14 protein-coding genes are annotated in these 19,132 nt (G+C 72.1%); 10 read left to right on the forward strand and 4 right to left on the reverse strand.

Translation table 11 applies throughout. From position 1 onward, the window contains the following. Positions 1–137 precede the first annotated feature (137 nt). Complete coding sequence (locus ACFZBD_RS13155) at positions 138–1,859, reverse strand: hypothetical protein (RefSeq protein WP_391139433.1); 1,722 nt, start codon at positions 1,857–1,859, stop codon at positions 138–140. 266 nt (positions 1,860–2,125) lie between these two features. Here ACFZBD_RS13155 and ACFZBD_RS13160 point away from each other — a divergent pair, with 266 nt between their 5' ends. Then, the gene (locus ACFZBD_RS13160) at positions 2,126–3,793 is read left to right on the forward strand and encodes a FumA C-terminus/TtdB family hydratase beta subunit (protein WP_391139434.1); all 1,668 of its coding nucleotides are present in this window, start codon (positions 2,126–2,128) and stop codon (positions 3,791–3,793) included. A 90-nt stretch (positions 3,794–3,883) separates the two neighbouring features. Next, positions 3,884–4,522 carry a lipoprotein gene (locus ACFZBD_RS13165; RefSeq protein WP_391139435.1) on the forward strand — a complete coding sequence of 213 codons (639 nt, stop codon included), beginning with the start codon at positions 3,884–3,886 and terminating at the stop codon, positions 4,520–4,522. A 91-nt stretch (positions 4,523–4,613) separates the two neighbouring features. Here the strand turns inward: ACFZBD_RS13165 and ACFZBD_RS13170 are convergent, their stop codons facing one another. Then, a complete protein-coding gene (locus tag ACFZBD_RS13170) occupies positions 4,614–6,167 on the reverse strand; it encodes a ricin-type beta-trefoil lectin domain protein (protein ID WP_391139436.1) in 1,554 nt (517 codons plus the stop codon). 106 nt (positions 6,168–6,273) lie between these two features. Here ACFZBD_RS13170 and ACFZBD_RS13175 point away from each other — a divergent pair, with 106 nt between their 5' ends. The 3 genes from ACFZBD_RS13175 (at position 6,274) to ACFZBD_RS13185 (ending at position 10,585) form a co-directional block, all read left to right on the forward strand. Beyond that, on the forward strand, positions 6,274–7,683 hold the full coding sequence (locus ACFZBD_RS13175) for an aspartate ammonia-lyase (protein WP_391139437.1): 1,410 nt from the start codon (positions 6,274–6,276) through the stop codon (positions 7,681–7,683). Positions 7,684–7,778: 95 nt separating this feature from the next. Next, on the forward strand, positions 7,779–8,444 hold the full coding sequence (locus ACFZBD_RS13180; RefSeq protein WP_391139438.1) for a DUF402 domain-containing protein: 666 nt from the start codon (positions 7,779–7,781) through the stop codon (positions 8,442–8,444). A gap of 290 nt (positions 8,445–8,734) precedes the next feature. Then, entirely contained in the window at positions 8,735–10,585 is a 1,851-nt protein-coding gene (locus tag ACFZBD_RS13185) for a SpoIIE family protein phosphatase (RefSeq protein ID WP_391139439.1), read from the forward strand. Positions 10,586–10,746: 161 nt separating this feature from the next. Here the strand turns inward: ACFZBD_RS13185 and ACFZBD_RS13190 are convergent, their stop codons facing one another. Next, complete coding sequence (locus ACFZBD_RS13190) at positions 10,747–12,936, reverse strand: transglycosylase domain-containing protein (protein ID WP_391139440.1); 2,190 nt, start codon at positions 12,934–12,936, stop codon at positions 10,747–10,749. Positions 12,937–13,194: 258 nt separating this feature from the next. On the opposite strand from ACFZBD_RS13190, the gene ACFZBD_RS13195 reads away from it, so the two are divergent. Genes ACFZBD_RS13195 through ACFZBD_RS13205 form a run of 3 tightly spaced genes read left to right on the forward strand, consistent with a single transcriptional unit; the run spans position 13,195 to position 16,756 of the window. Beyond that, the gene (locus ACFZBD_RS13195; protein ID WP_391139441.1) at positions 13,195–13,719 is read left to right on the forward strand and encodes a helix-turn-helix transcriptional regulator; all 525 of its coding nucleotides are present in this window, start codon (positions 13,195–13,197) and stop codon (positions 13,717–13,719) included. Then, the gene (locus tag ACFZBD_RS13200; RefSeq protein ID WP_391139442.1) at positions 13,716–14,408 is read left to right on the forward strand and encodes an ATP-binding cassette domain-containing protein; all 693 of its coding nucleotides are present in this window, start codon (positions 13,716–13,718) and stop codon (positions 14,406–14,408) included. The genes ACFZBD_RS13195 and ACFZBD_RS13200 overlap by 4 nt, the downstream gene beginning before the upstream one ends. Further along, positions 14,405–16,756: an FtsX-like permease family protein gene (locus ACFZBD_RS13205; protein WP_391139443.1), complete on the forward strand. Its 2,352-nt coding sequence runs from the start codon at positions 14,405–14,407 to the stop codon at positions 16,754–16,756. The genes ACFZBD_RS13200 and ACFZBD_RS13205 overlap by 4 nt, the downstream gene beginning before the upstream one ends. 158 nt (positions 16,757–16,914) lie before the next feature. Here the strand turns inward: ACFZBD_RS13205 and ACFZBD_RS13210 are convergent, their stop codons facing one another. After that, positions 16,915–17,877: a LysR substrate-binding domain-containing protein gene (locus ACFZBD_RS13210; RefSeq protein ID WP_391139444.1), complete on the reverse strand. Its 963-nt coding sequence runs from the start codon at positions 17,875–17,877 to the stop codon at positions 16,915–16,917. Between the two features lie 134 nt (positions 17,878–18,011). Here ACFZBD_RS13210 and ACFZBD_RS13215 point away from each other — a divergent pair, with 134 nt between their 5' ends. Both ACFZBD_RS13215 and ACFZBD_RS13220 read left to right on the forward strand, forming a co-directional pair. Continuing rightward, positions 18,012–18,566: a peroxiredoxin gene (locus tag ACFZBD_RS13215; RefSeq protein WP_365714362.1), complete on the forward strand. Its 555-nt coding sequence runs from the start codon at positions 18,012–18,014 to the stop codon at positions 18,564–18,566. Between the two features lie 16 nt (positions 18,567–18,582). Next, positions 18,583–19,116 carry an alkyl hydroperoxide reductase gene (locus tag ACFZBD_RS13220; RefSeq protein ID WP_365714361.1) on the forward strand — a complete coding sequence of 178 codons (534 nt, stop codon included), beginning with the start codon at positions 18,583–18,585 and terminating at the stop codon, positions 19,114–19,116. Positions 19,117–19,132 lie beyond the last annotated feature (16 nt).

The following is a 19,132-nucleotide window of genomic DNA, read 5'->3' on the forward strand; positions in this document are numbered from 1 at the left end:
GCGACTAGCCCACCGCGCGGGCGGTGTGGACAACGGCCGAGTCGCCACCCGCGCCGGCACCCGGCTCCCCGCCGGTTCCGCACCCGCTCCGGACCCGCTCCGGACCCGCCAGACGCCCGGGCGGCCCTGACCGGGTTTCAGCCCACCGTCGTCCGGAGGGACGCGGTGTTGTCGCTCGGATCCGGGTCGGGCGTGGCCGCGCCCACCGTCGCCGTGTGGGTGACCGTCGACCCCGACGGGGCCCGGACCGCGACCCTGACGGTCACGGTCGCCTGCGCGTGGGCGGCGACGCGGCCGAGCGCGCAGCTCACGGTGTCGGACGACCCGCCGCGCGGCAGGGCCGTGCAACTCCCCTGGCTGGGCGACGCGCTGACGAACCGTCCCTCGCCGGGCAGGTTGCCGTCGAGCACCACGTCGTCGGCGGCGGCCGGCCCGTCGTTGCGGACCGTGATCGTGTACGTCAGGCCGTCGCCGCTCGCCACGGACGCGTCCGGGGCGATCGTGACCCGCAGATCGGCGCGGGGCAGGACGACGGCCAGACTGTGCGCGAAGCCCGCGGTGACCGAGCCCACGCCCTCCAGCGGCCGGGCGCAGTCGGCCGTCTGGGCGGCCGCGCAGAGGCGGTTCGGGGTGGTCCTGCCGGTCCCCCAGAGGCGGGCGGTGCCGTCGGAGTGCCGGGTCAGGCTGGACCGGAACCCGGCGTCGACGGCCGTCGCCCCGCCGAGGAACGTGGTGCACCCGGCGCCGGTCCCCGTACCGCAGACGCGCACCGGCGTGTACCGGTCCGTCGTCGTACCGTCGCCCAGCTGGCCCTGGCTATTGCGGCCCCAGGCCCGTACGCCACCGTCCGACAGCACCGCCAGGCCGTGGTCCTCGCCCGCGGCCACCGACGCCACACCGCCGAGGAAGGCGGTGCAGCCGGCCGTCGTCCCCACCGCGCAGACCCGCACGGGCGCGGTCCGGTCGGTGGTGGTGCCGTCGCCGAGGTGGCCGTGGAAGTTCTGGCCCCAGCCGCGGGCCGTGCCGTCCGTCATCGCGCCGAGGCTGAAGAAGAGGCCCGCGGCGACGCCGCGTACCCCGCTGGTCAGCAGGCTGGGCACGGGCACGAGCCGCTGTGCGGTGGTGCCGTCGCCGAGGGCTCCGTGGCGGTTGTCGCCCCAGGCGCGCACCCCGCCGCGCGTCCCGACGGCGAGGCTGTGGGCGTAGCCGGCCGAGAGGGAGGTGACGCCGGTGAGGAAGCTGGTGCACCCCGCCTCCGTGTTCTCGGCGCAGACCTGGACGGGGACGTTGCTGCCGGTGGTGGTGCCGTTGCCGAGCTGGCCCTGACCGTTGTACCCCCAGGCCCAGACTGTGCCGTCCGAACGCAGCGCCAGGGTGTGCAGCCGCCCGGCGGAGAGGGCGGTCACCCCCGTCAGCGAGCCCACCCGGACGGGCGCCCGGCGGCTGACGTAGGTGCCGTCGCCCAACTGCCCGGTCGCGTTGCTGCCCCAGGCCCAGACCGTGCCGTCGGCGGCGAGGGCCACGCTGTGGTGGTAGCCCGCCTCCACGGCGATCACCTGGCCGAGCGCCTTGGGGCAGGGGGCGGCGCCGCAGACCGCGACCGGCCCCTGGGTCGCGCCGACGGTCGAGGCGTCGCCCACCTGCCCGTACTCGTTCGACCCCCAGGCCACCACCTGGCCCGGATCGGGCGCCAGGACCCGGGCGGTACGCGGCGGCGCGGCCCCGGAATACGCCCTGCCGACCGGATCCGCCCCGCCCGCCGCGGCCTGCGCGGGGGTGAGACCCGCCCACAGCAGGGCGGTCAGCCCGAGGGCCGCGGCCCGCCTCAGGGGCCGGCGTTCCCGTACCGCACGTTCCATGGCTCGTCCTCCGAACACGTTCGAGGCCCCGGCGGCGCGGAAGCAGGCGGCCGGCGCGCAGGGCACGTACGAGCACAATCTGGACCTCTCGCCCGGGGCGAAGGGGCAGACACGCAGCGTGAGTGTCACTTGGCCGATACGGACATCACCCGCCCGGAACTGAGCCTTACCTCACAGACCCGGCCCGAGAGCCGCGCTCTACGCTGGAGGACGCGCCGCCAATGGAGGCGGCGCAGCTGTCTGCCGAGTGAGGAATGGCCGCCGTCATGCCAGAGTTTTCGTACTCCGATCTGCTCCCCCTGGGAGAGGACACCACGCCCTACCGCCTGGTGACCGCCGAAGGTGTCTCCACCTTCGAGGCCGACGGCCGTACGTTCCTCACGGTCGAGCCGGAGGCCCTGCGCCGGCTGGCCGCCGAGGCCATCCACGACATCCAGCACTACCTCCGCCCGGCCCACCTGGCCCAGCTGCGGCGGATCATCGACGACCCGGAAGCCTCGGGCAACGACAAGTTCGTCGCGCTCGACCTCCTCAAGAACGCGAACATCGCCGCCGCCGGTGTCCTGCCCATGTGCCAGGACACCGGCACCGCGATCGTCATGGGCAAGCGCGGCCAGAACGTGCTGACCTCCGGCCGCGACGAGGAGGCCCTGTCCAAGGGCGTCTACGACGCGTACACCAAGCTCAACCTGCGGTACTCGCAGATGGCCCCCGTCACCATGTGGGAGGAGAAGAACACCGGCTCGAACCTGCCCGCGCAGATCGAGCTGTACGCGACCGACGGCGGCGCGTACAAGTTCCTCTTCATGGCCAAGGGCGGCGGCTCCGCCAACAAGTCCTTCCTCTACCAGGAGACGAAGGCCGTGCTCAACGAGGCGAGCATGATGAAGTTCCTGGAGGAGAAGATCCGCTCGCTCGGCACGGCCGCCTGCCCGCCGTACCACCTGGCGATCGTCGTCGGCGGCACGTCCGCCGAGTTCGCGCTGAAGACCGCGAAGTACGCCTCCGCGCACTACCTGGACGAGCTGCCCACCGAGGGCTCGGCCGAGACCGGCCACGGCTTCCGGGACAAGGAGCTGGAGGAGAAGGTCTTCGAGCTCACGCAGAAGATCGGCATCGGCGCGCAGTTCGGCGGAAAGTACTTCTGCCACGACGTCCGCGTCGTCCGGCTGCCGCGCCACGGCGCCTCGCTGCCCGTCGCGATCGCCGTCTCCTGCTCGGCCGACCGCCAGGCCGTCGCGAAGATCACCGCAGAGGGCGTCTTCCTGGAGCAGCTGGAGACCGACCCGGCGCGCTTCCTGCCGGAGACGACGGAGGAGCACCTCGCCGCCGACGGCGACGTGGTGAAGATCGACCTGAACCAGCCGATGGACGAGATCCTGGCCGAGCTGACGAAGTACCCGGTCAAGACCCGCCTCTCGCTGACCGGCCCGCTGGTCGTGGCGCGCGACATCGCGCACGCCAAGATCAAGGAGCGGCTGGACGCGGGCGAGGACATGCCGCAGTACCTGAAGGACCACCCGGTCTACTACGCCGGCCCGGCTAAGACCCCCGAGGGCTACGCCTCCGGCTCCTTCGGCCCGACGACGGCTGGCCGGATGGACTCCTACGTCGAGCAGTTCCAGGCGGCGGGCGGCTCGAAGGTCATGCTGGCCAAGGGCAACCGCAGCAAGCAGGTCACGGACGCGTGCGGCAGCCACGGCGGCTTCTACCTCGGCTCGATCGGCGGCCCGGCGGCGCGTCTCGCGCAGGACTGCATCAAGAAGGTCGAGGTCGTCGAGTACGAGGAGCTCGGCATGGAGGCGGTCTGGAAGATCGAGGTCGAGGACTTCCCGGCGTTCATCGTGGTGGACGACAAGGGCAACGACTTCTTCCAGAATCCGGCTCCGGAGCCGACGTTCACCCACATCCCGGTGCGCGGGCCCGGCCTGTAGCCGGTCCGGGGCGGGGTTTCCGGTGGGGCGGCGGGTGGCCGGCCGCCCTGCCTCCCCCGTCCCTGATCGACCCTCATTAGGCTGGCGCCCATGAGACATCACATACGGGTGCGAGCCGCCCTGGCTCCCGCCCTCCTCGCCGTCGCCTCCGTCGGCGTGCTGGCCGGATGCGGGACCGAGAAGGCGTCGACGGCCTCGCCCGAGGCCGCCAAGGACGCGCCGGCCGCCGCCGGGGCTAAGGCCGCCGCGTCGCTCGGCGAGCCCGGTACCGCGTGCGTGCTGCCGGTCTCCTTCGGTCTCGCCGCGGACTGGAAGCCCAAGGCCGTCACCGTCGACGCCGGCGACGAGCTGTCCGCCGCCCTCGGCAAGCAGGGGCCCGCGACGATGGTCTGCGAGATCGACGCGAAGCCCGCCGGGAACATCGGCTATCTGCGCGTCTGGACGGCCCCGGGGGACTCGGCCCGTACGGCGCTCGAAGGGTTCGTGAAGGCGGAGAAGAACAGCTCCAAGGTCGCGTACGAGGAGACCAAGGCGGGCGCGCTCCCGGTCGTCGAGGTCACGTACACCGTCTACAACAAGATCATGGAGGAGTCCAAGGAGGAGAGCGCCTTCGCGGTCTCCACCCCGAAGGGCACGGTCATCGTGCACCTCGGCGGGCTCGACAGCGAGGAGCACCGCGAGATGCTCCCCGCGTACGAGCTGGCCCGTTCGAGCGTCAAGGCCCTCTGACCGAGCGCCCGCCGAGGCCCCCGTCCCGCACCGGACGGGGGCCTCGGCGCACGGGACTGCGCGCCGTCGCCTCGCGCGCGCCCCGTTCGACCTACACGAACCGCTGGTTCACCGAGCCGGAGCAGTTCTGCAGCCGCAGCGGCTCCTTCGCCGCCGCCTGGGTCAGGCAGAGCCCCGTCGCGGCCGCCGGCCGGACCGTGGCCCCGTCGCGTACGAACCTCTGGTTCGCCGCGCCCGAGCAGTTCCAGAGGACCACCGCCGTGCCGGCCTGGTACCGCGCGCCCGGTACGTCCAGGCAGCGGTCCTGGGTCAGCTCCGTGTGGAAGGTGGAGCGGGCGGGGTCGTACCACCAGCCCTGGTTGCGGCCGCCGTGGCAGTCCCAGCCGAGCACGGCGGTGCCGTTGGCGCTGGCGGAGGCGTTTACGTCGGCGCAGTCGCCGGTGGCGGCGTTCCGCAGCGGCTTGTACGCGTCGTCCCAGGCGTACGGGACGAGGAGCGGTCTGCCCGTGGAGTTCACGTCCGCGCAGCCGGCTTCGCGCAGGCCGGTGGCGTACAGCTGGGTGAGGCAGGAGGCGAAGGCGGCGTGACCGCGGGCGTTGGGGTGGAAGGACTGCCGGACGGAGTTCTCGTCCGGGGTGCCGGGCTTGGAGAGGTCGATGGAGAGGCCCCGGGCCCAGGGGTCCTCCATGCAGACCTCGTGGCCCTGGAAGAGGCGGGAGTTGTCGAGGTAGGTGGCTCCGGTGTTCGCGGCGGCCCTGCGCATGCCGCGTTCGAAGGCGGGGACGGCGGTGTTGCGGCCCCAGACGGTGTCGGAGTCGTAGCCGAGGCCGCCGCAGGCGAGCTTGCCGGGGAAGTTCGGGTTGTCGCGGAAGTCGGGGCCGATGGGGCTGGGGTAGCCCATGACGACGAGCCGGTAGTCGCCGTCGGCGTAGCCGGCGTCGCGCATGACGGTCCGCAGGTCGCGTACGGTCTGCTCGACCTTGGGGACGAGCGCGTCGACGCGGGCCTGCCAGCCGGGGGCGTACTTCGGTTCGCAGGCGCCCTGGAGGGTGAGGTAGCGCGTGACGCAGTCCGTCATCACCGGGCCGAACTGGAGGTCGTCGTTGGCGCCGGCGACCAGGAGCACCATCTTGAGGCGGGTGTTGCGGGCCTTGACGGCGAGGTTGTCGCTCTGGACGAGTTCGTCGGCGTACTGCTTCGAGCCGCCGATCCTGATGTTGCCGCTGTAGGCGCCGGAGCAGGACACGTTGAAGGTGAGGTCCGCGGGGATTCCGGTGCGGTGGATGGCGGCGTCGGGCGAGCGGTGGCACCAGTTGGTGGGGCCGTTGGTCGGCGGTTCGTAGCTGCCGACGCCCTCTCCGGAGATCTCGCTGTCGCCGAGGGAGATCAGCCCGGTCTTGCGTTCGGCGAACGGGCGCTCGGCGGGGTCGCCGTAGATCCTGGTCGCCTCGGCTGCGCGGACGGCCTCCAGTTCGGGCGGGAGCGGTACGGATGCGCTGCGGGTGACGCGGTCGGTGACGCCGGTCGTGCCGTCGGTCGTGTCGGCCGCGCCGGCGGGTGCCGCGGCTGCCATGGTTCCGAGGGCCGTCACGGCAGCGGCCGTGGCCGCGATCGTCCAGCGGAGTCTGCGCCTGGTGCGCCTCATCGCGCCTCCTGGAGGTGGGGTTACCCACGGTTTCTACTGGTCGGTACGCGCCTTGGGAATAGGCGGAACAAGACAACTGCTCAACTTTTACAGGAGGTTGCGAACCATGAGTGACACGAGTGACAACCGGGAGTTCCGGATCGAGCACGACTCCATGGGCGAGGTGCGGGTCCCCGCCCACGCCAAGTGGCGCGCCCAGACCCAGCGCGCGGTGGAGAACTTCCCGGTCTCCGGGCAGCGCCTCGAACGCACCCACATCGAGGCCCTCGCCCGCATCAAGGCGGCCGCCGCCAAGGTCAACGCCGAACTCGGCGTGATCGACGAAGACATCGCGGCCGCCATCGAGGAGGCCGCCGCCGAGGTCGCCGAGGGACGCTGGGACGAGCACTTCCCGGTCGACGTCTTCCAGACCGGCTCGGGCACCTCGTCCAACATGAACACCAACGAGGTGCTGGCCACCCTGGCCGGTGAGCGCCTGCCGGAAGGCCGGGGCGTCCACCCCAACGACCATGTGAACGCCTCCCAGTCGTCCAACGACGTCTTCCCGTCCTCGATCCACATCGCCGCGACGGCCGCCGTCACCCGTGATCTGATCCCAGCCCTGGCCCGTCTGGCCGACTCCCTGGAGCGGAAATCGGCCGAATTCTCGGAGGTGGTGAAGTCCGGCCGTACGCATCTGATGGACGCCACTCCGGTGACCCTGGGCCAGGAGTTCGGGGGGTACGCCGCCCAGGTCAGGTACGGGATCGAACGGCTGGAGTCCGCTCTCCCCCGGCTCGCCGAACTGCCCCTCGGCGGTACGGCGGTGGGCACCGGCATCAACACGCCACCCGGCTTCTCGGCCGCCGTCATCGCCGAGGTCGCCCGCGCGACCGGTCTGCCCCTGACCGAGGCCCGTGACCACTTCGAGGCGCAGGGCGCCCGGGACGGTCTGGTGGAGACGTCCGGCCAGCTCAGGACCATCGCCGTCTCCCTGACGAAGATCTCCAACGACCTGCGCTGGATGGCGTCGGGACCGCGCACCGGCCTGGCCGAGATCAATCTGCCCGATCTCCAACCGGGCTCCTCGATCATGCCGGGCAAGGTGAATCCGGTCATTCCCGAGGCGGTCCTGATGGTCGCCGCGCAGGTGACCGGAAACGACACCACGGTGGCGGTGGCGGGCGCGGCCGGGAACTTCGAGCTCAACGTGATGCTGCCGGTGATCGCGAAGAACCTCCTGGAGTCGGTCCGGCTCCTCGCCAACGCGGCCCGCCTGCTGGCGGACCGTACGGTCGACGGCATCACCGCCAACGTGGAGCGGGCCAGGGAGTACGCCGAGTCCTCCCCGTCCGTCGTCACGCCGCTGAACAAGTACATCGGCTACGAGGAGGCCGCCAAGGTCGCCAAGAAGTCCCTGGCGGAGCGGAAGACGATCCGCGAGGTCGTCCTGGAGGCCGGGTACGTCGAGCGCGGCGACCTGACCGTGGAGCAGTTGGACGAGGCCCTGGACGTGCTGCGCATGACGCGTCCGTAGGCGCCCGTGGGCGCCCGAAACCGGCTCGGACGTATCTGACTCATCCGTGACCTGTGCCGCAGCGGTGCGGGGGGGCACGCCCCTAAGATCTGCGCATGACAGGATCGGGCGGCCCCCAGCACTGGGCGCCGGGGGAGCACATCCTCTGGCGCTACCGCGGCAACGGCTCCGGCGCTGTGCACATCTGCCGGCCGGTGACCGTCGTCCAGGACACCTCCGAGCTGCTCGCCGTCTGGATGGCGCCGAACACCGAGTGCGTCAAGCCCGTGATCGCCGACGGCACTCCCGTACACGAGGAGCCGCTGGCCACCCGCTACACCGCGCCGCGCACCACCACCCGCTCGCGCTGGTTCGGCACGGGCGTGCTGAAGCTCGCGAGACCCGGGGACCCCTGGTCGGTGTGGCTGTTCTGGGACCGCGGCTGGCGCTTCCGCAGCTGGTACGTGAACCTGGAGGAGCCGCGGACCCGCTGGGACGGCGGCATCGACTCCGAGGACCATTTCCTCGACATCTCCGTCCACCCCGACCGCAGCTGGCTGTGGCGGGACGAGGACGAGTTCGCGCAGGCCCAGCGGGCCGGTCTGATGGACGCGGCGCAGGCCGCGCGGGTGCGGGAGGCCGGCCGGGCCGCCGTCGAGGTGATCCGGTCGTGGGGCGCGCCGTTCTCGGACGGCTGGGAGGACTGGCGTCCGGATCCGCGCTGGGGCGTTCCCGAGCTTCCGTCGGACTGGGATCGCACTCCGGCGCACACCGCACCATGAGACCCTTGATGCGCCCCCGGGGTGCAAACGTAGGATCGTCCTCCGCAAGACCCTGATCAACCGAACGCCGTGTCAACCACTGAGCACAGCGCAGGACCTGACCGTAAGTCATCCAAGAGGGGGAGAGCCGTGCCGGACGTGTGCCCGGGTGTTCCGACCCCTGCCGCCGTCGCCGCCCGCGGGGTCTTCGGATCCGGCGCCCGCCAGGGGTTTATCCCCGGTGAAGGAACGGCATCGGCGAGAAGAGCGAGTGCATCGCACCACCGGCCCGGACGGACGGAACCCCACGCGTGACGGAGCATCCCACCTCCCACGAAGGCCGCCAGCCGCTGGCTGCCCGGTCGCAGGAGCGCACCCGCCCCCGGCAGGAGGCGGCCCCGGCCGCCACGACGGCCGCGGCCGTCGCGGTGCCCGCGCCCGGCGGCGGGGTGGCGCAGGACGCCGCCGCCTCGCGGCGGGAGGGTGACCGGCTGCGGTTCGTGGGCGCGGCGACCCGGCGGATCGCCCGCGGCATAGACCTGGACGAGATCGTGCTCGGCCTGTGCCGGGCCACCGTGCCGACCTTCTCCGACGTGATCCTGGTCTATCTGCGCGATCCGCTGCCGGTGGGCGACGAGCGGCCGGTGGCGCCGTTCGTGCTGCGGCTGCGCCGCACCGACCGGCTGCGCTTAACGGACCTGGAGGGCGAGGAGCTCGTCCTCGTCCCCGATCCGGATCCGACGCCGGCGGCCGAGCTCTGCGAGGTCCGTTCCGGCGGAGCCCTCGCCGAGGTGCTGCGCGGGGTCCGGCCGGTCTTCGGCGACTCGGCGGCCGCGCGGGCCGCGCTGCCCGAACTGCTCGGCTCCGACCATCCGGTGCCGGGCGGGCACCGGGCGATCCTCGCGCCGCTGCGCGGCCGGCGCCGGGTCATCGGCGCCGCGGTCTTCCTGCGCCGCCCCGAGCGTCCCGGCTTCGAGCCGAACGATCTGCTGGTCGCGGCCCAGTTGGCGACGCACACGGCGCTCGGCATCGACAAGGCGGTGCTGTACGGCCGTGAGGCGTACATCGCGGACGAGCTGCAGCGCACGATGCTGCCGGACTCGCTGCCGCAGCCGACCGGTGTGAAGCTCGCCTCCCGCTATCTCCCGGCGGCCGAGACGGCCCGGGTGGGCGGTGACTGGTACGACGCGATTCCGCTGCCGGGCAGCCGGGTGGCGCTGGTCGTCGGCGACGTGATGGGCCACTCCATGACGTCCGCCGCGATCATGGGCCAGCTGCGGACCACCGCGCAGACGCTGGCCGGTCTCGACCTGCCGCCCCAGGAGGTGTTGCACCACCTCGACGAGCAGGCGCAGCGGCTGGGGCAGGACCGGATGGCGACCTGTCTGTACGCGGTGTACGACCCGGTCTCGCACCGGATCACGATCGCGAACGCGGGTCATCCGCCGCCGATACTGCTGCACCTCGGCGGCCGGGCGGAGGTGCTCCGCGTGCCGCCGGGCGCCCCGATCGGCGTGGGCGGGGTGGACTTCGAGGCGGTGGAGCTGGACGCTCCGGCGGGCGCGACCCTGCTGCTGTACACGGACGGTCTGGTGGAGTCGCGGCTGCGGGACGTGTGGACCGGGATCGAGCAGTTGCGGGAGCGGCTGGCGGCGACGGCGCAGTTGACCGGCCCGGACCATTCGCCTCCGCTGGAGGCGCTCTGCGACGACGTCCTCGACATGCTCGGCCCGGGTGACCGCGACGACGACATCGCGCTGCTGGCGGCCCGGTTCGACGGGATCGCGCCCAGTGACGTGGCGTACTGGTTCCTGGAGCCGGAGGACGCGGCTCCGGGGCGGGCCAGGCGGCTCGCGCGGCGGGCGCTGACCCGCTGGGGTCTGGAGGAGCTGTCGGACTCGGTCGAGTTGCTGATCAGCGAGGTCGTGACGAACGCGGTGCGGTACGCGGAGCGGCCGGTGACGCTGCGCCTGCTGCGGACCGATGTGCTGCGCTGCGAGGTCGGCGACGACTCGCCGCAGCTGCCCCGGCAGCGGCGGGCGCGGGACACCGACGAGGGGGGCCGGGGGCTCTTCCTGGTGAACCGGCTGGCGCGGCGGTGGGGGGCGACCCGGCTGTCGGGCGGCAAGGTCGTGTGGTTCGAGCTGTCCACGCGGACGTAGGGCGCGAGCACCGAGTATGACGATGGCCGGGCCCTTCAAGGGCCCGGCCATCGTCATACTCGCGGGAGCCGGCCGGTCGCCGGGCACGGACCCGGCTCACCGGATACGGCTCCGGCTCACGGGCGCCCGGGCCCGGGTCACCAGGTCACCAAGTCACCCGGTCACGGGAAGGAGCGTGCGCCCTCGTCGCCGCCGTTGACCGGGGGTTCGATCGTCGGGTCCGTCGTCTCCGTCGGTGTCGGCTTCGGCTTCGGCGGCGGCGGGATGGTGATCGTCCGGGTGGGCTGCGGCGGCGTCGAGCCGGTCGGCTTCGGCGGCGGCGTCGGGTCCGGGGTGTCGGAGGTGGGCGGCGGGCTCGACGACGGGGACTCCTCGGTCCGGGACGGCGTCGGCTCCGGATCGACGACGCCCGAGTCGCCGGTCTCCAGGTCGAAGCGGGCGTCCGAGCCGCCGCCGAGCGCGCTGGTGGTGTAGGCGCCCCAGATCTGGGCCGGGGTGCGGCCACCGTTGGCGCGGCCGGCGTTGATCGTGTCGGTCAGGGTGACCTGGTTGCCCTTGGGGTCCTCGCCGAAGAGGCCGACGGCGGTGACCAGTTCGGGGGTGTAGCCGACGAACCAGGCGGAGCGGTTGTTCTCCGAGGTGCCGGTCTTGCCGGCCGCCGCGTAGTCACCGGCAGCGCGGAAGCCGGAGCCGCTGGAGACGACGCCGGTCATCGCCTTGGTGACGGTGTCGGCGGCCTCGCGGCCGAGGACCCGCTCGCCGATCCCCTTGACCGGTTCGGCCGTGCGGTCCTTGTGCTCGGCGGACTTCACGATGGTCGGGGTGACCTTCACACCGTGGTTGTCCAGGGTCGCGTAGGCGGCGGCCATGTCCCAGGTGGAGGCGCCCATGGTGCCGAGCGACATCGCGGGGCTCTCGCCGAAGTCGGCGCCGTCGCGCAGGCCGAGGTCGAGCGCGGTCTTCTTCACATTGCCCGGGCCGACGTCGACGATCATCTGGGCGTACACCGAGTTGATCGAGCTGTTGGTGGCTTTCTGGACGGTGACGGGGCCGTAGCTCCTGTTGTCCTCGTTCTCCGGCCGGAAGGCGACGTCGCTGCCCTCGACCGGGCGCTTGCTGGTGCCGTCGTAGACGGTGCCGAGGCCGATCTTCCGGCCGTCCTGGGTCTCGGCGCCGTTCTCCAGGGCGGAGGCGAGCACGATCGGCTTGAAGGTGGAGGCGGGCTGGTAGTCGCGCCGGGTGGCGTTGGACAGCCAGTGTTCGGTGGCGCCGACGCCGCCGTAGAGGGCGAGGACCTTGCCGGTCTTCGGGTCGACCGAGGTGGCGCCGGCCTGGACGGTGGCGTCCTTCTTGTCGCCCTCGCGGTCGAGCTTGTCCTCCAGCTGCCGCTCGACCGCCTTGATCAGCGACTTCTGCTTCTTCTCGTCGATGTTGAGGGTGATCGTCCAGCCGCCGGCCCTGATGTCGCCCTCGCTGATGCCCTGGCGCATCAGCTCCTGGTTGGCGGCCTCGACGAGGTAGCCGGTCTGGCCGCTCATGCCGGGGGCGGGCTTGGGCTTCTGCGGGACGGGGAACGTCAGGCCGGCCCGCTCGCTCTGCGGCAGCCAGCCTTCCTCGACCATGTTGTTGAGGGTGTAGTTCCAGCGCTCCTCGACGAGCTTGCGGCCGGTGGGGCTTGCGGAGGTCCAGTCGTACTGGTTCGGGGCCTGGAGCAGGGAGGCGAGGTAGGCGCCCTGGGCGACCGTCAGCTTGGAGGCGTCGACACCGTAGTAGGACTGGGCGGCGGCCTGGATGCCGTAGGCGCTGCGTCCGTAGTAGCTGGTGTTCATGTAGCCGGCGAGGATCTCGCTCTTCGAGGAGCGCTGGTCGACCTTGAGGGCGATCACCATCTCCTTGAGCTTGCGGGTGACCGTCTGGTCCTGGTCCAGGTAGTAGTTCTTGACGTACTGCTGGGTGATGGTCGAGCCACCCTGCTTGCCCTTGCCGGTGATGGTGTTCAGCGCGCCGCGCGCGGTGCCCTTGATGTCGACGCCGTGGTCCTTGTAGAAGGTCTTGTTCTCGGCGGCGACGAAGGTCTTCTGGACGCCCTCGGGGATCTTCTCCAGGCCCACGATCTCGCGGTTGATCTCGCCGGTGCGGGCGAGGACCTTGCCGTTGGCGTACTTGTAGACGTTGCTCTGCATGGTCGCCTGGGCGTTGGCGGTGGGCACCGGGACCAGCAGATAGACGGCGTAGAAGGCCCCCATGACGAGGAGGCAGCCGACGAAGAACGTGCCCAGGAGTTTCCTCCAGGTGAAGAGGCGGCGTATCCGCCCGCCTTTTCCTCCCTGGCCCTTGTCCGCTCGGCCCATGTGCCTCGTCGCTCCGCTCGTCGTCGTTCCGGCTCGGTGTCCGCCGTCCGGCTCGGTGCCCGCGCCGAATCAGCTCAGCAAGCTAACACCGCTCATGCAGACAAAGGGCGATCGATCCGGTCTTTCCGGACGTGACAATCAGCACCTGTCTCCACGGGAACCGACGCGTCCGGGGCGGCGATGGTTGTGCGATACCGGTCACAGGCTGCCCGAACAGGCGTATACATCGCGCGTATACACCGGGTGTAGAGTGCCGCCATGTCCATCGGTCACACCCTTCTCGGGCTCCTGGAGTCCGGACCGCGCCACGGCTACGACCTCAAGCGCGCCTTCGACGAGCGATTCGGCCACGACCGGCCCCTCCACTACGGGCAGGTCTACTCGACCATGTCCCGGCTGCTGAAGAACGGCCTGGTCGTGGTGGACGGGACGGAGGCGGGCGGCGGCCCCGAGCGGAAGCGGTACGCCATCACCGAGGCCGGCATCACCGATGTCGAACGGTGGCTGGCCCAGCCCGAGAAGCCCGAGCCGTACCTCCAGTCCACCCTCTACACCAAGGTCGTCCTGGCCCTGCTGACCGGGCGCGGGGCGGCCGAGCTGCTGGACGTGCAGCGGGCCGAGCACCTGCGGCTGATGCGCGACCTCACCCGCAGGAAGAAGGACGGCGACCTCGCCGACCAGCTGATCTGCGACCACGCGCTGTTCCACCTGGAGGCCGACCTGCGCTGGCTGGAGCTGACCGCCGCCCGCCTGGACCGCCTCGCCGAGGAGATCCGCCGATGACCGGCGCGCCCCGCCCTCCCCTCCTCCGCGCGAGCGGCCTCGTCAAGGCGTACGGACCCACCCCCGCGCTCTCCGGCGCGGACTTCGCCGTCCGGGCCGGCGAGGTCGTCGCCGTGATGGGGCCCTCCGGATCGGGCAAGTCCACGCTCCTGCACTGCCTGGCCGGGATCGTCCGGCCCGACGCCGGCACCATCACCTACGACGGACGCGACCTCACCGCCCTCTCGGACGGCGCGCGCAGCGCCCTGCGCCGCACCGACTTCGGCTTCGTCTTCCAGTTCGGGCAGCTGGTGCCGGAGTTGACCTGCGTCGAGAACGTCGCCCTCCCGCTGCGCCTGGGCGGCGAGCGGCGCAAGGCCGCCGAGGCGCGGGCGCGGGAGTGGCTGGCCCGCCTGGAGGTCGACGACGTCGCCGGCAAGCGGCCCGGCGAGATATCCGGCGGACAGGGCCAGCGGGTCGCGGTCGCCCGCTCGCTCGTCACCGCGCCCCGGGTGCTCTTCGCCGACGAACCGACCGGCGCGCTCGACTCCCTCAACGGCGAGCGCGTGATGCACCTGCTCACCGACGCCGCCCGGGACACCGGCGCCGCCGTCGTCCTCGTCACCCACGAGGCCCGCGTCGCCGCCTACTCGGACCGCGAGGTCGTCGTCCGTGACGGCTCGGTGCGCGACACGGAGTGGGCGGTATGAGGCTCCGCACCTGGTCCCGAGACCTCGCCCTGGGCGCGCGGTTCGCGGTCACCGGAGGCCGCCGCGGCTGGATCCGTACGGCACTGACGGCCGTCGGCGTCGGCCTCGGCGTGGCCATGCTGCTCGTCGCCGCCGCCGTCCCGCACATGTCGTTCGCCCGCGAGGTGCGCGAGTCGCAGCGCAGCGTCGACGCGAGCACGGAGGTGAAGAGCCCCACCGCCGACTCGTTCCTCTACGCCGACCCGGCCACCGTCTACCGCGGCGAGGCCGTCACCGGCCTCGTGCTGCGCCCCGAAGGCGCCCGCGCCCCCGCCCCGCCCGGGATGCCGAAGATCCCCGCGCCGGGCGAGATGTGGGTCTCCCCCGCGCTCGGGAGTCTGCTCGGCTCCCCCTCGGGCGAACTGCTCCGGGAACGGCTGCCGTACCGGATCGCCGGGACGATCGGGGACGCCGGGCTCATCGGCCCGGCCGAGCTGCGGTACGTCGCCGGTGACGCGACCCTCTCCGTGGACGCCTTCGACGGCCGGGGCCGCGCTTACGGCTGGTCCGTGCCGGAGGAACCGCTGAACGCCTTCCTGCTCCTGCTCGTCGTCATCGCCTGCGTCGTGCTGCTCCTGCCGGTCCTCGTCTTCATCGCCACCGCCGTCCGCTTCGGCGGCGAGCAGCGCGACCGGCGGCTGGCCGCGCTGCGGCTGGTCGGCGCGGACACGGCCATGGTCCGGCGGATCGCGGCCGGCGAATCCCTGGCGGGCGCCCTCCTCGGGCTGGCGGTCGGCGGCGTCTTCTTCGCCCTGGGCCGGCGGCTCGCCGGCCTGGTGCGGGTGTGGGACGTCAACGCCTTCCCCTCCGACGTGGTGCCGCTGGCCCCGCTCGCCGCCCTCGTCCTTACCGTGGTGCCGGTCTCGGCGGTCGTGGTCACGCTCTTCGCGCTGCGCGGGGTCGCGATCGAACCGCTGGGGGTCGTCCGCACCGCCACGCCCCGGCCCCGCCGGCTCTGGTGGCGGCTGGCGCTCGTCGCGGCCGGGACCGCGCTGCTGGTCCCGATGGCCGGCGACATCGACCTGCGGGACACCGCGATCGACACCTCCGGGGTGGCGGTGGGCGCCACCCTCGCCCTGATCGGTCTCACCACCCTGCTGCCCTGGCTGGTGGAGGCGTGCGTCGGACGGCTGCGCGGCGGTCCGGTCGCCTGGCAGCTGGCGACCCGCAGGCTCCAGCTGAGCAGCGGTACGGCCGCCCGGGCGGTCAGCGGCATCGTCGTCGCCGCGGCCGGGGCGATCGCGCTCCAGATGATGTTCCACGCGATGCAGAGCGACTTCATGAGGCCGACCGGCATCGACACCGCGCGGGCGCAGATGCAGTCGACGATCGACGCGAGGGACGGGGGCGAGGCCCGCGAGATGATCGAGGGGTTCTCGCGGACCGAGGGCGTCGCGGGTGTCGTCGGCACGATCGAGTCGCACGCCTGGCGGCCCGGACCGCTGCGGAAGGGCGAGGACTTCGGTCCGATCACCTCGCTGGTGGTCGCCGACTGTCCCTCCCTGAAGGAGCTGGCGCGGCTCCCTTCGTGCGCGGACGGCGACGTCTTCGTCGCCCTCGCCCACGGCCGGGAGGGCGGCGCACCGGACGACTGGGTCCAGGAGACGGCCAGGGCGGGCGCCGTGGTCGCCCTGCGGGACCCGCTGGAGCACCGGGGCGGGCCCATGCCGACCTGGCGGATCCCGGACTCGGCCCGCACGGTCGACGCACGGCCCGACCCGGTCGGGGAGATTCGGTTCGGGATCTTCGCCACCCCGTCGGCGATCGATGCGGCCCGTCTCGACGAGGCGCGGGCGACGGCGATGGTGCGCGTCGACCCGAAGGCGGCGGACGCCGCCGAGCACGTGCGGAACACAGCGGCGGCGATCGACCCCCTGGCCTGGGTCCGCACCCTGCAGAACACCGAACGGGACGCGCAGTACAGCAGCGTCCGCACCGGGATCCTCGCCGGCGCCACCGCGACGATGATGCTGGTCGCCGCCTCGCTGCTGGTCACGACGCTGGAGCAGCTACGGGACCGCAAGAGGCTGCTGTCCTCGCTGGTCGCCTTCGGCACCCGGCGCTCGACGCTGGCCTGGTCGGTCCTGTGGCAGACCGCGGTCCCGATCGGGCTGGGCCTGGCGCTCGCCGTCGCGGGCGGCCTGGGGCTCGGCGTCGCGCTCCTGAACATGATCGGCAAGCGGGTCGAGGACTGGTGGGTCTTCCTGCCGGTGACCGGCGTCGGCGCGGCGATCGTCCTGGGCGTGACCCTGCTGAGCCTGCCGCCGCTGTGGCGCCTGATGCGCGCCGACGGCCTGCGGACCGAATAGCCACGCGGGCGGCGGCAGGGGTACGAGAGGGGCGGGGCGCCCGGGCCGGTTCAGGTACCGCCGCCCGGCTGGGCGCCCGGGCCGGTTCAGGCACCGCCGACGGGCGGGGCGCCCGGGCCGGTTCAGGCACCGCCGACGGGCGGGGTGCCCGGGCCGGTTCAGGCGCTGTCGCCCACCACCCGCACCGGGAGCCGCCGCATCGCGCCCCGCAGCGAGCGGGCCAGCTCCTCGAACTCCTCGTGCCGGGCCGCCCCGGCGCGCATCGCGAGGGCGACCCGTCGCGAGGGCGCCGGGTCGGTGAAGCGCCCGGTGAGCAGGGCGGTGTCGCGGGCGGTCTCGACCTTCACGGCGGTGCGCGGGAGCAGGGTCACGCCGAGGCCGCCCGCCACCAGCTGGACCAGGGTGGAGAGCCCGGCCGCCGTGGTGGTCACCGGGGCCCCCTCCGTACGCCCGGCCTCGCGGCAGATGTCGAGGGCCTGGTCGCGCAGGCAGTGGCCTTCGTCGAGGAGCAGCAGGTTCAGCTCCTTGAGGGCTTCGCGCGGGATGTCGTCCCGGCCGGCCAGGGGGTGCCCCTGGGGGGTGACCAGCACGAAGTCCTCGTCGAAGAGCGGGAGTTCGGTGACACCGGGCACGCCGAGCGGCACAGCGAGCAGCAGCAGGTCCAGCCGCCCGGCGGCCAGGCCCTCCAGGAGCGAGGACGTCTGCTCCTCGTGCACCTGGAGGTCGAGTTCGGGATAGCGCTCGTGGACCAGGCGCAGGACGGTGGGCAGGAGGTACGGCGCGACCGTCGGGATCACGCCGAGCCGCAGCACCCCGGTGAAGGGCGCCTGCGCCGCCTCCGCCTCCTCCATCAGCTCCGCCACGGCGTCCAGGACGGCGCGGGCGCGGACGGCGAGGCGCTCCCCGGCGGGCGAGAGCAGTACCTTCCGCGTCGTACGCTCGAGGAGCTGGACACCGAGTGCCTCTTCGAGAGCCGAAACCGCGCCCGAAAGCGCGGGCTGGCTCATGCCGATGGCGGCCGCCGCATCGCGGAAGTGCAGATGCTCGGCGACCGCCGAGAACGCCCTGAGCTGGGAAAGGCTGGGCTGCTTGCCTCGGTGAGGGTTGTACGGGGATCCCACTGATAACCACCTTCAATCAACACGCCGCAGTCTAGCTATTTCACTGATCAATGCACTGCGTGCCATGCTGTTGATCGTCCAACCCCCACGGAAGACCTCAAAAGGGACTTCCACACCCTCTACGAGGAGAGCGCGTGCTCACTGTCGGTGACCAGTTCCCCACCTACGACCTGACCGCCTGCGTGTCGCTGGAGAGCGGCAAGGAGTTCGCTCAGATCGACCACAAGACCTACGAGGGCAAGTGGCGTGTGGTGTTCTTCTGGCCGAAGGACTTCACCTTCGTCTGCCCCACCGAGATCGCCGCGTTCGGCAAGCTGAACGAGGAGTTCGCCGACCGCGACGCCCAGATCCTCGGCGTCTCCGGTGACTCCGAGTTCGTGCACCACGCCTGGCGCAAGGACCACGACGACCTGCGTGACCTGCCCTTCCCGATGCTCGCCGACTCCAAGCACGAGCTGATGCGCGACTGCGGCGTCGAGGGCGAGGACGGCTTCGCGCAGCGCGCCGTCTTCATCGTGGACCAGAACAACGAGATCCAGTTCACGATGGTGACCGCCGGCTCCGTCGGCCGTAACCCCAAGGAGGTCCTGCGGGTCCTCGACGCCCTGCAGACCGACGAGCTGTGCCCCTGCAACTGGACCAAGGGCGAGACCACCCTTGACCCGGTCGCGCTCCTCTCCGGCGAGTAAGGACGGCTGAACTGACATGGCTCTCGACGAACTCAAGTCCGCCATACCGGACTTCGCCAAGGACCTGAAGCTGAACCTCGGTTCGGTGATCGGCAACAGCGAGCTGCCGCAGCAGCAGCTCTGGGGCACCGTCCTGGCCTGCGCGATCGCCTCGCGCTCGCCGAAGGTGCTGACCGAGCTGGAGCCGGAGGCCAAGGCCAACCTCAAGCCCGAGGCGTACCAGGCCGCCAAGTCCGCCGCCGCGATCATGGCGATGAACAACGTCTTCTACCGGACCCGGCACCTGCTGTCGGACCCCGAGTACGGGACGCTGCGCGCCGGTCTGCGGATGAACGTCATCGGCAACCCGGGCGTCGAGAAGGTCGACTTCGAGCTCTGGTCGCTGGCCGTGTCCGCGATCAACGGCTGCGGCCAGTGCCTGGACTCGCACGAGCAGGTCCTGCGCAAGGCCGGTGTCGACCGCGAGACGATCCAGGAGGCCGTCAAGATCGCTTCGGTGATCCAGGCGGTCGGCGTGACGCTGGAGGCGGAAGCGGTGCTGGCCGAGTAAGGCCGTCACCCTCCGT

It is taken from the genome of Streptomyces sp. NPDC008121 (assembly GCF_042957155.1).
GTDB lineage: Bacteria > Actinomycetota > Actinomycetes > Streptomycetales > Streptomycetaceae > Streptomyces.